Origin of the sequence: Weissella viridescens (assembly GCF_003862435.1) — a bacterium.
In the GTDB taxonomy this organism is placed as follows: domain Bacteria; phylum Bacillota; class Bacilli; order Lactobacillales; family Lactobacillaceae; genus Weissella; species Weissella viridescens_A.
This window is the reverse complement of the sequence record NZ_RHGY01000009.1, coordinates 1-12866: the sequence shown is the minus strand read 5'-3', so window position 1 is coordinate 12866 and position 12866 is coordinate 1. Positions and strand designations below refer to the sequence as shown.

Below are 12866 nucleotides of genomic sequence, written 5' to 3'. Positions count from 1 at the left end.
AGCCATGCAACTGGTTGATTTAATTGCCGAAAACCCGGATTTACAAAATTTAACAAGCCAATTGAAAAAAGGTGGTCGGCACATTGTGACCGGACTATCTGGAGCGGCGCGGACCGCTTATTTGGCTGCGGTTGAACAAAAGGTCCAACAACCGATGCTGGTTGTGGCAGACAGCCAGTTCCATGCGGATCAAATCGCAGAAGACATGACTGGTTTGCTACCAGACCGGCATGTGCACATTTTCCCTGCTGAAGAAACGCTTGCCAATGAAATTGCCGTGACATCCTTGGATGTACCGATTGCTCGCGTGCAAGCATTAGAAGCATTGCGTAATGATCCGAAAGCTGTGGTCGTTACGAGTGTAGCCGGGGCACAACGCTATTTGGCTCCGGTGGCTGACTTTGTGGCGGCACAACTCGAGGTCGATTTTAAACATGAGTATGATTTAGCAGAACTTGCGGCCAAATTGCATACAATGGGCTACCAACGCAATGAAGTCGTCGGGCAACCGGGTGATTTTGCAGTGCGTGGTTCGATTGTGGATGTGTATCCAATGGACGCCGAATATCCAGTTCGAATGGACTTCTTTGATACTGAGTTGGATTCACTACGCACGTTTGATGTGGCAACACAGCGCAGTCTGGATAACTTAAATCAAGTGACGATCCGTCCAGCAAATGAACTAGTGGCAACGGACGCACAACTTGAAGCAGCTCGTACGCGTTTTGAGTTGGCCTTTACCGAAAATCGTGATCGTTTGGAAGGTGCCGACAAGCGTCATCTTACGGAAGCGATGACGCCGATTATCGACGGCTTAAATCAGGGCCAAATCTTGGCGCCATTCCGCCAGTATCTGCGCTATTTATATCCAGAACCAGCGAGCTTGTTTGACTATCTTCCTGCTGCTGGGCTAGTTGTTTTTGATGACTATCCTCGTGCTATCGATAATGCCAAGCAAATGGCTGATGAAAATACCCAATGGTGGGAGCAGAAAGCTGAAGAACAACTAGCACTTGATCAAATTGATTTAGGGTTTGAAATTGAGCAACAAGCGCGTGAACTCAAGCAAACCACCTTAATGATTTCACCATTACAACGTGGAATTGGAAATCTTAAGCAAGACAGTTTAACTAATGTCACGGTACGCCCAAGTCAACAGTTCTTCGGCCAAATGCCAATGTTAAAGAGCGAAGTTGAGCGTTGGCAAAAGCAGGGGAATACGGTCCTCTTTTTGACCAATACCGAAGAACGAGCCGAGAAATTGGCACAAACTTTGGCGGATTTTGATGTCAAAGTGAACCAAACTGCTACGGACGGCTTGCAAATGGGACGGACCCAATTAGCGGTGCAACCATTGAGTGCTGGATTCGATTGGCCGGCCCAAAACATGATTGTGCTAACGGAGCACGAGTTGTTCCAACAAGCTAAAAAGAAGGCCCCACGTCGTCAAACCCTGACGAACGCGGAGCGAATTAAAAGTTATAACGAGCTTGAAGTTGGCGATTACGTCGTTCACGTGAACCATGGTATTGGGGTTTACGAGGGCATGGAGACCATCGAACGTGATGGGATGAAGCAAGACTACATCACGATTGGTTACCAAAAAGACGACAAAATCTTTATTCCTGTTTCTCAACTTGATTTGGTACAAAAGTATGTTGGTGCCGCCGAAAAAGCGCCTAAGCTAAATAAGCTGGGTGGCACCGAATGGCAAAAGGCTAAGGCTAAAGTGGCCAAGAAGGTTGAGGATATTGCGGATGAGCTGCTTGATCTTTACGCTGAGCGTGCGCTAAAACAAGGCTTCGCCTTTCCGGCTGATGATGATGCACAGCGCAAATTTGAAGACGCCTTCCCTTATCCAGAAACAGCTGATCAACTCCGGTCCGCGGAAGAAATTAAGCGAGACATGGAAAAGGTGCAACCAATGGATCGACTCTTAGTTGGGGACGTTGGTTTTGGAAAAACAGAAGTGGCCATGCGTGCAGCCTTTAAGGCAGCTCATGCGGGTAAGCAAGTGGCGATGCTTGTGCCAACCACGATTTTGGCACAACAGCATTACGATAGTTTCCAAAGTCGATTTGAGGGCACTGGTCTGAAAATCGGTGTGCTTTCTCGTTTCCAAAGTACCAAGGAAACAAAGGCGACCTTGGCGGCAGCTGCCAATCACGAAATTGATATCCTAATTGGGACACATCGTATTTTATCTAAGGATGTTGAGTTTGCAGATTTGGGCTTGTTGGTCATTGATGAAGAGCAACGTTTTGGGGTTAAGCACAAAGAGCGCCTCAAGGAGATGCAAAACAATGTGGACGTTTTGACTTTAACTGCGACACCAATTCCACGAACATTGAACATGTCAATGGTTGGGGTACGTGATCTTTCAGTGATTGAAACACCACCGGCAAACCGTTACCCAATTCAAACGTATGTGATGGAACAAAATGGTCGCACGTTGGCGACGGCGGTCGAACGCGAAATGGCCCGAGGCGGACAAACATTCTACCTTCACAATCGTGTGGAAGACATTGAACGCGTTGTCGCAATGATTGAGTCATTAGTACCTGAGGCACGAGTTGCATATGTTCACGGTAAGATGACCGAAACACAACTTGAAGGAATTCTTGTAGACTTCATTAATGGTGAGTACGACGTTTTGGTCACGACAACAATTATTGAAACTGGAGTTGATATTCCAAATGCGAATACACTCTTCGTAGAAAATGCTGACCATATGGGCTTGTCACAACTTTATCAGTTGCGTGGTCGCGTGGGTCGTTCTAACAATTTGGCCTACGCTTACTTCACTTACCCTGGAACGCGGACGTTGAATGAAGAAAGCGAAAAGCGTCTGGAAGCCATTCGTGACTTTACGGAGTTGGGTTCTGGATTTAAGATTGCAATGCGCGATCTCTCAATTCGTGGAGCTGGTGACTTACTCGGGCAAAGTCAACACGGATTCATCAACAGTGTCGGATACGATTTGTACATGCAGATGCTGAATGAAGCCGTGGCTGAAAAGCAAGGTAAGGGTAAGAAGAAGCAATCAGACGCTGAACTTGATTTGCAAGTCGAAGCCTACTTACCAAATGACTATGTACCAGATGGTCCCCAAAAGATTGAAATCTATCAACGGATTCGTAAGTCAGATAAACCAGAACAATTCGACGAAATCACTGATGATTTGGTTGATCGTTTCGGTGAGCTTCCATTGGCAGCTGAACAATTGATTATGGTTGGTCGCTTAAAGGCAGCTGCTGATCGTGCTGGTGTCGCTTCCATTAAACGGATGCCGCGTCAGCCACAAATGTTAGAGACGAGGTTTACGGATGCGAGCCAGGTAACGCTTGAAGCCCTTCAAGAACAACTAAAGGCGCATAAGTTAGCTGGTCAGATTAAGAATCAGGGTGACGTTGCACGTTTGCAGATTGCATTGCAACCAAACCAAAAGCCAATGGTATGGCTAAAGCAACTCACTGATTTCTTTGCTAGCCTAGTCTAGGTAGGTGTTCAGATGGCAAAACAACAAAAATTATTTGCCGGTGCCGGTATTCTGGCATTGGCGGGACTTATCGCTAAAATTTTAAGCGCAGTCTATCGCGTGCCGTTCCAAAATATTGTTGGAAACCAAGGTTTCTATGTCTTTCAACAGGTCTATCCCATTTATGGGATTGGCATGGTGATGGCGCTTAGTGGTTGGCCCCTCTTTATTTCAAAAATGGTGGCAGAACAACCAACGCAAGCTGAAAAACGTCTGGTAGCACGTCGCTTATTTTGGCTACTAGCTGGAATCAGTATCGCCATCTTTGCGCTCATCTACTTTGGTGCCTCAGTGATTGCTGCAGGGATGCAAGACATGCGCTTGGTTCCTGAAATTAAAGCAGTGGCATGGATGTTTCTCTTGATGCCGTGTCTGGCAACCAGTCGGGGCTATACCCAAGGGCAATTTGATATGGTACCAACCGCCTTGTCACAAGTGATTGAACAAGTAGTCCGCGTGACTGTCATTTTAGGTGTCGCGTGGTTTGGGATGCAACATGCGTGGGACGTTTACCGCATTGGCACCTGGGCGACGTTTGCGGCTACCATTGCTGGCGTCGCGACGGCACTCTACTTATTACGGTCGCTCTGGGACTTCAACCCTTTACAAAGAAAAACAACGATATCCGCTGAGAACCTCAATTATCGCCAATTATGGCAACGACTGTGGCGTGAAGGAGGGCTGTTAGCGGTATTAGCTGCTTTGTTAGTCTTCTTGCAGCTGATTGATTCCTTTACAGTGAAGGGGTTCTTGGTGCAAGGCGGTTTGATGAGTACGGTGGCTGAAAGTACTAAGGGTGTCTATGATCGTGGGCAACCACTCGTGCAATTGGGGATGGTAGTCGCCACTGGATTGGGCACATCATTGTTGCCGACCCTGCACACCCATTGGCAAAATAAAGCCGAAGCCGCACTGAAACAGGCTTTTCAAATGACTGTGCGCATGTCGTTGGTATTTTCAGCACTCACCACCTTTGGGTTAATTGCAATCATGCCTGTCGTTAACATGTTTTTGTTTAGTTCTCGCGAAGGGGATGGTGCATTGATGTGGTATGTTACAATTATTATCCCCGCCACCCTCATCACGGTGCTAACAAGTGTGTTACAAAGCATGAATCGTACCCGTGGCTTGGTCTGGTTTGTAGGCATTAGTCTGGGTACCAAATACGTCGGAAACGTCTTGTTGGTTCCTGCTTGGGGCATTGACGGCGCGGGAATTGCAACGCTAATCGCCTTATTGCCGTTGCTTACATTCGCTATTTGGCGGATTCCACGTTCATTGTGGCATGGAATGTTAACGTGGCAGTGGTGGTGCCATTTGGGTATTGTCTTGGGTGCTATGGTCATTACGGCGGTTGCCGTTCGCTGGGGTGGCGATTGGCTCTTTGGACAAACCCGGGGTGCTAGTATTTTGACATGTGGACTTGCCGGTCTGAGTGGTGCAGTTGTGGCTATTTATGGCGTGATCCACCAACATATTTTTAATCAAACAGAGCTATGTGCATTACCCAAGGGTGAGCACCTAGCGCAGCTATCGAAAGGAAATTAATATGCGTTTAGATAAATTTTTAAAGGTTTCTCGCTTGATTAAGCGTCGTACCGTTGCTAAGGAAATTGCGGATCAAGGCCGAATTGATATTAATGGGAAGACAGCGAAGTCTTCTAGCGATGTCACTGAAGGGGATGAGTTAACCATTCGTTTCGGTAACAAGACATCAGTTTTGCGTATCGATAAGATCGTTGAAACAACCAAGAAGGATGAATCAGAAGAGATGTATACCATCGTTGACGAAAAGTACACAACAGATGGGGACGCAGAATAACGCTCTGGGATACTTTTATATAAAAAGGTTAAGCTTTCATTTTTCGGCTTAAAATTTTTCGAGTTTTAAGATAAAGTTACTCTTGTGTAAAGACTAACGAACTTAAAATGAAGGAGGCCAGCAGATGGCTAAATATTACTCTAATCAAAATATTCAGCCATTGAACGATGCTGGTCAACGAGCGCTGGATTTGCAACGCCGAACGATTGAACACCAACGCAAGGTGCATCGTAAGCGTCGGATTATCTGTGCCTCAGCGATTCTCGTATTGACCTTGATCTTTACTTGGCAATACCAAACGCGTTATCAACGCTACGTGTCGGCTGAGCAAACAGTGACCAAGACCAAAGCTAGTCTTAGCAAAGCGCAGGATACGAATCGTTCCCTAAAACAGACGAAAAAAGATGTCCAAAATAATGATTATTTGGGTAAGCTGGCGCGTCAACGTTATCTTTATTCTAAAGATGGTGAGGTTGTTTTTAATCTCCCCGATGATAATTAAAATAAACAAAGGTCGAGCCGTGGCTCGACCTTTTTATATAGCAAGAAGATGAGGCTAACGAAATGCAAGATAATAAATTAAATCGTCAGTTAATCGAAACCGTGCGAACAAAACAGTTGTTCAAAGCCTCAGACCATATTGTGGTCGCCTTTTCAGGCGGACATGATTCCCTGACCTTATTAAATTGGCTAACCCAACAATACCTTCCTCAAGCGCTACAACCAAAAGTGAGTGCTTTATACGTTAACCATCAGTTAAGGGATGATGCACCAGCAGAAGCACAATTTGTACGCGAAGTGTTCGATACTAACCCACAACTGGCAGAAACAAAAATCGTGACACTGGAATGGGATGAAGTGCCAACCAGTGCTATCGAAGAGCAAGCCCGTGATCGACGTTATGCTGCGTTGGTTGATTTTGCCCAAACAATCGGGGCCAATAAAATTGTAACCGCACATCATGCGACTGATCAGGCAGAAACGATTCTCTACAAACTTATTCGCGGAGGACATATCCAACAATTACAGGGCATGCAACCGAAAGTACCGTTAACCGAAACCATTGAGTTAGTGCGCCCATTTTTAGGGATAGCTAAAGGCTCGCTTGATACCCTATTGGATAAACCGCTACAGCAGTGGATCACAGATAGCTCCAATCAAGACAACCGTTTTGCCCGTAATCGTATTCGTAATCGGGTAATGCCAGAGCTTCAACAAATTAATCAACAAGCCTCGGCCCATATTAATGAAAGTGCTGAACAACTATCGGGGATGCAGTACTTACTAGAAGCGAGCCTGCCCCAATATTTTAGTGCGCTTGAAGCAGGTACATTTGATTGGTCGATGCCAGATGCAGCTATAACCTATGTCTTGCAGGCTTGGCTAAATGAACAAGGACTGTATCAAGTGAAGCAGCGCCAGCTTCAACAGGCGCTTCAGTTGATGCGAAATGATAGCGTGGCACATGGGATAATTGATCTAGGAAAAGGATGGCAATTGGTACGGGAACAGGCCATATTAGCATTAGTGAGCATTGGTCAAGAAAGTTAACAATGTTTTCTTGATTTTGCTAAACATTCTCAATTATTTGTGTTACTCTTAATGCTGTGTAACGATAGGTGAACCATATTTTTAGGAGAGCAAACTACATGAGCCAGTGGGACATGAATAACGATATTGAACGTGTTTTATATAGTGAAGATGATATTGCAGAAGCGGCAAAGCGTGTCGGGACCGAATTGGCCAACGACTACGAAGGTCGCACGCCTGTTATTATCTCAGTTTTAAAGGGTGCCGTCCTATGGACAGTAGATGTCATGCGTTATATGCAATACGCAGAAGTAGAATTCATTGACGTCTCAAGCTACCATGGTGGTATTGCCTCATCTGGTGAAGTGGATTTAATTGTTGATTTACAAACAGATATTGCTGGACGTGATGTTATCATCATGGAAGACATTGTTGATACAGGGCGGTCATTGAAGTTTATGATGGCGCTGTTGGAACAACGTGGTGCAAAGTCAATTAAAGTGGCCAGTCTTTTAGATAAAAAAGAAGGCCGAGTTGTTGATGCTGACGTTGATTATGTTGGTTTTGATGTACCAAAGGCCTTCGTAGTTGGTTACGGACTAGATTACAAGCAACTTTACCGTAACTTGCCATACGTGGGCGTGTTGAAACAAGCCGTCTATGACCCAGAACACGCCGACTTGGTGGATACAACAGATATCACAGCAGAGCACTAAAATATAAATGATAAAGTAAACCGGTATATCGCAGTGATATACCCCTAGGAGGAATAGATGCGAAATCCCAAGAACAATGGTAATTTTGTTCGAAACAGTCTGTTCTACGTTATCCTTGCTTTAGGTTTTTTGGGGTTGTTTTATTGGGTTGCAGGACCTACACAAACAACAACGACTAAAACAACGACAACGTCACAGTTCGTGACTGATCTCAAGAACGAAAAGATTAAAAAGATTACGGTCCAACCAGGTGCGGGTGTGTATGAGATTACGGGTGAATACCGTAAGGCACAGTCTGATTCTGGTTCAAAGAAGGACCAAAAGAGTACGACCGGTGCGTTTAACAATCTTTTGTCAGGTAAGCAAAATACCAAGACAAAGAATTTCCAAACGCAAGTTGTAAGCAACGGTACCGTCATCTCAGATATTCAAAATCAAGCTGACAAGTCAAAGACAGCTGTGACAACTAAGCCACAAGCCTCAAACTTCTGGGGTACAATGCTGGTAACGTTGTTGCCTGTGCTATTGATGGTCGGATTGTTCTACATGATGATGAGCGGTATGCAAGGTGGTGGCCAAGGCGGACGCGGTGGTGGAAACATCATGGGTGTCGGTAAGTCAAAGGCTAAGCCTGAAGATCCTAGTGAAAACAAAGTACGTTTCAAGGATGTTGCCGGTGAAGAAGAAGAAAAGCAAGAATTGGTCGAAGTGGTTGAATTCTTGCGTGATCCAAAGAAGTTCTCTAAGTTGGGTGCACGTATTCCAGCGGGTGTCCTACTTGAGGGGCCTCCAGGAACAGGTAAGACTTTGCTAGCCCGTGCCGTGGCTGGTGAATCAAAGGTGCCATTCTTCTCAATCTCTGGATCTGACTTCGTTGAAATGTTCGTTGGGGTTGGGGCAAGTCGTGTTCGTGACTTGTTTGATAACGCCAAGAAAGTTGCCCCATCAATCATCTTTATTGATGAAATTGATGCGGTTGGACGTCAACGTGGTTCTGGTACCGGTGGTGGAAACGATGAACGTGAACAAACATTGAACCAAATCTTGGTTGAAATGGATGGGTTCTCTGGTAGTGAAGGTGTCATTGTGATGGCTGCTACCAACCGTTCTGATGTTTTGGACCCCGCTTTGCTACGTCCAGGTCGTTTTGACCGTAAGATTTTGGTCGGGCAACCTGACGTTAAGGGTCGTGAAGAAATTTTGAAGGTGCACGCCCGCAACAAGCCATTGGATTCTTCAGTTGATTTGAAGGAAGTTGCCAAGCAAACACCAGGTTTCGTGGGAGCTGATTTGGAAAACTTGTTGAATGAAGCTGCGCTTTTGGCTGCACGTCAAAACCACAACACCATCAACGCCAAGGATGTTGACGAAGCGGAAGACCGTGTTATTGCTGGACCAGCTAAGAAAGACCGTGTCATTTCGCAAAAGGAACGTAAGACAGTTGCTTATCACGAAGCTGGACACGCCATTGTTGGTTTGGTACTAAATGACGCACGTGTCGTGCACAAGGTAACAATTGTGCCACGTGGACGTGCTGGCGGATATGCCATCATGTTGCCACGTGAAGATCAAATGTTAATGTCAAAGCAAGACGCAACTGATCAAATTGCTGGTTTGATGGGTGGACGCGCTGCTGAAATGTTCAAGTTTGATCAACAATCTTCCGGCGCTTCAAATGACTTCCAACAAGCAACACAAATTGCGCGCTCGATGGTGACGCAATATGGAATGTCTGATAAGTTGGGAATGGTTGAATTGGAAAACCAAAACACGCCTTCAATGGGACGTAATGGTTTGACATATTCGGAAGCAACAGCGAACGATATTGATCAAGAAGTTCGTCGCTTAACAACTGATGGATATAATACTGCAATGTCAATCATTGCAGAATACCAAGATAAGCATGAAGCCATTGCGCAAGCACTTCTTGAGTATGAGACCCTTGACGAAAAGCAAATTTTGAGTTTGTTTGAAACAGGCCACATGCCAGATGAAAAGCCCGTTGATGAAGAAGATTCAGACGAGCCAATGTCATATGAAGAAGCACGTGATGCTGCTAACCGTAAGTTAACAGAGGACGAAGACAAGGCTGCTACAGATAAGCCAAAGGAAATCGCCCCTGATGACGATGATGAAATCTAAGTACATGAACAAGGAACTAATCACCGATTAGTTCCTTTTTTATATTTAATGATTAAAGTATGCTGTGAGATAGCGTATAATAGCACTTAAGAAAATGTGAGTATAAGGAGAATTAATATGACAGATGAACTAGTACGTGCCATAACGAAAAATAATGCGTTCCGTGCCATTGCCGTTGATGCAACTGACATGGTGCAAAAGATTACAGAAAACCAAAAGGCTTCAAACCTTGGAAAGACTATTTTAGGCCGTGCTTTAATTGGGGGACTATTACTTTCAAATGCCTTGTTAAAGGATGATGATCGTCTGGTTTTGACAATTGACGGTAACGGACCTGCAGGTAAGATTGTGGTTGAAACTTCTGCTGAAGGGCAAGTTCGCGGTTATGTTTCAAATCCAGAAGTTTCATTGCCATTGAATGAAGATGGTTCAGAAAATGTTGGGGCAGCCGTTGGTATTGATGGTTACTTGACGGTTACCAAAGATATGGGTGAGGACATGGAACCATTTACAGGGAAGGTCCAACTTGCAACGGGTGAAATTGGTGATGACTTAACTTATTACATGGCTAAGTCAGAACAAATTCCCTCAGCTGTTGCGGTTTCAGTTGATTTGGATAGCGATGGGAATGTCATCTCTGCCGGTGGTTTCATTGTTTCTGCACTACCTGACGCCACTGATGCTGACTTGGATACATTGGAAGAAAAGTTACAACACTACCCATCAATTGCATCAATTTTGGAAGAAAACCACATGCCAATGGAGCTTTTGGACCAATTGTTTGGGGCTACTGAATTGGAACAAGTTGATTCTACGCCAGTAACGTCATACCCTGAAACTTCAAAGGCGCGTTACGCCCAAATGCTTGAGACGTTACCAGTTGCTGATTTGCAAGAGATGCTTGATCAAGATCACGGTGTTAAGATTACTGATCGTTTCACTGGAAAAGAAATTGATTTTAATGCGGAAGAACTCCAAGCATTAATTACAGAAGCTCAAGACAAATAATGTCGGTTTAGGGCTTGCAAAAATGCCTTAAGCTTGGCAAACTTAAGAAGGCGATTTTTCAAAAACCAAATTTAAATTAAAACATATAAAGGGGTACACAATGGCAGATCAACAAGAGTCATTAAATGATCAAATGATTTCACGTCGTCAAAAAGCTGACGAAATGCGTGAAGCAGGAATTGATCCTTTTGGTCATCGTTTTGACCGAACACATACAGCAGAACAATTGCATGAGTTGTACGATGATGTTTCAACGGAAGACTTAGAAGCAGGGCATCATGAAGTGAAGATTGCTGGTCGTATGATGACTAAGCGTCGTTCAGGTAAGATTACTTTTGCTGATATCAAAGACCGTACAGGTCGTATCCAAGTGTTCGTCCAAAAGCCTGTTGTTGGTGAGGATGTTTACGAATGGTTCAAGAAGTCTGACTTAGGTGATATCTTAGGCTTTAAGGGAACCGTTATGAAGACGCGTGCTGGTGAACTTTCAATTAACGTTGAAGAAATCACGCACTTGTCAAAGGCGCTACGTCCATTGCCAGATAAGTACCATGGTCTAACGGATGTTGAAACAAAGTATCGTCAACGCTACCTTGATTTGATTGCCAATGATGACACTTATGACCGTTTCTACAAGCGTTCACAAATCATTACAGCTATTCGTGATTACATGAACCAAGATGGGTTCATTGAAGTTGAAACACCAATGCTACAAAATTCAGCTGGTGGTGCTTCAGCTCGCCCATTCATTACACACCACAACGCCCTAGATATTGATATGTATCTTCGTATTGCGCTTGAATTGCATTTGAAGCGTTTGATTGTTGGTGGTATGGAGCGTGTCTATGAAATTGGACGTGTTTTCCGTAATGAAGGTATGGATCAAAAGCACAACCCTGAGTTTACTGTTATGGAAACATATGCGGCATACTGGGACTTTGATGATGTGATGACGGAAACGGAAAACATCTTCAAGGCTGCAACTAAGGTTGTATCTGATGATTTGAAGATTACTTACCAAGGTACTGAAGTTGATTTAGGTAAGCCATTTGCCCGTAAGCATATGGTTGACTTGATTAAGGAAAAGACTGGCGTTGACTTCTGGCAACCAATGACTGTTGAAGAAGCGCGTCAAGTTGCTGATGAGCATAATGTTAAGTATGAAGATTACTGGACAGTTGGTCACATCATCAACGAATTCTTCGAAGAATTCGTTGAAAAGACATTGATTCAACCAACATTTGTTTACGGACATCCAGTTGAAGTGTCTCCATTGGCCAAGAAGAATGCTGAAGACGACCGTTTCACTGATCGTTTTGAGTTGTTCATTGTTGGGGCTGAATATGGAAATGCCTTTACTGAGTTGAACGATCCAATTGACCAACGTGAACGTTTCGAAGCACAAGCTGCTGAACGTGCCGCTGGAAATGATGAAGCCGAAGGCATCGATGAAGACTTCGTTGAAGCCCTTGAATATGGTATGCCACCTACAGGTGGATTGGGTATCGGAATTGATCGTTTGGTAATGCTCTTAACTGATGCAGAATCAATTCGTGATGTTTTGTTGTTCCCAACAATGCGTTAATTAATACAAAATAACTCGCCGAATTTCGGTGGGTTATTTTTTTATCCAATTATATCGAATAAGTGATTGACATTAACGGTTTAAATCTGTATTATCTTAAGAGTTGTCACGAGCCGTGGCAACGGAAAATTATAAATAAACGTTTGAATTAATCAGAAACAATCGTTGACGATTAACCAGATAGTTGCTATAATATAAAAGTTGCGTCAGGGAGTTATTCCGACCGATAAGTAGATCATTGAAAACTGAATATCGTTTCGATATAAACAAATGTGTAGGGTCACCAAATTTATTTGGTGCAAACATTTGCGAAGTCAATTCGCTAGTAAATTCGTTTAACAATCTGTTAAACAACAAAAAGAAAAATTGAGTAATATCAAGCTTTTGAAACCTTTCTTCATTTATGGAGTAAGTACAAAATGAGAGTTTGATCCTGGCTCAGGATGAACGCTGGCGGCGTGCCTAATACATGCAAGTCGAACGCTTTGTGGTCCAACTGATTTGAAGAGCTTGCTCAGATATGAC

At 44.2% G+C, this 12866-nt stretch carries 9 protein-coding genes and 1 rRNA gene; all 10 read left to right on the top strand.

Features of this window, described 5'->3' with window-relative positions; translation table 11 throughout:
• Positions 1-4: 4 nt before the first annotated feature.
• Entirely contained in the window at positions 5-3499 is a 3495-nt protein-coding gene (gene mfd / locus D3P96_RS07365; RefSeq protein WP_124943725.1) for a transcription-repair coupling factor, read from the top strand.
• Positions 3500-3511: 12 nt separating this feature from the next.
• Positions 3512-5086, top strand: coding sequence for a polysaccharide biosynthesis protein (locus D3P96_RS07360; RefSeq protein WP_124943724.1), 1575 nt, complete (start codon positions 3512-3514; stop codon positions 5084-5086).
• Position 5087: 1 nt separating this feature from the next.
• On the top strand, positions 5088-5360 hold the full coding sequence (locus D3P96_RS07355) for an RNA-binding S4 domain-containing protein (protein WP_124943723.1): 273 nt from the start codon (positions 5088-5090) through the stop codon (positions 5358-5360).
• A gap of 124 nt (positions 5361-5484) precedes the next feature.
• Positions 5485-5862 carry an FtsB family cell division protein gene (locus D3P96_RS07350; protein ID WP_124943722.1) on the top strand — a complete coding sequence of 126 codons (378 nt, stop codon included), beginning with the start codon at positions 5485-5487 and terminating at the stop codon, positions 5860-5862.
• 62 nt (positions 5863-5924) lie between these two features.
• Positions 5925-6911, top strand: coding sequence for a tRNA lysidine(34) synthetase TilS (tilS, locus tag D3P96_RS07345; RefSeq protein ID WP_124943721.1), 987 nt, complete (start codon positions 5925-5927; stop codon positions 6909-6911).
• Between the two features lie 98 nt (positions 6912-7009).
• The gene (gene hpt, locus D3P96_RS07340) at positions 7010-7606 is read left to right on the top strand and encodes a hypoxanthine phosphoribosyltransferase (RefSeq protein WP_124943720.1); all 597 of its coding nucleotides are present in this window, start codon (positions 7010-7012) and stop codon (positions 7604-7606) included.
• A 57-nt stretch (positions 7607-7663) separates the two neighbouring features.
• Positions 7664-9748: an ATP-dependent zinc metalloprotease FtsH gene (gene ftsH / locus D3P96_RS07335; RefSeq protein ID WP_124943719.1), complete on the top strand. Its 2085-nt coding sequence runs from the start codon at positions 7664-7666 to the stop codon at positions 9746-9748.
• 117 nt (positions 9749-9865) lie between these two features.
• Positions 9866-10756 (top strand): Hsp33 family molecular chaperone HslO, encoded by an 891-nt coding sequence (gene hslO, locus D3P96_RS07330; RefSeq protein WP_124943718.1) that lies wholly within the window; start codon positions 9866-9868, stop codon positions 10754-10756.
• A 100-nt stretch (positions 10757-10856) separates the two neighbouring features.
• A complete protein-coding gene (gene lysS, locus D3P96_RS07325; protein ID WP_124943717.1) occupies positions 10857-12341 on the top strand; it encodes a lysine--tRNA ligase in 1485 nt (494 codons plus the stop codon).
• Positions 12342-12756: 415 nt separating this feature from the next.
• Positions 12757-12866 (top strand): 16S ribosomal RNA (locus D3P96_RS07320); the annotation flags it as partial.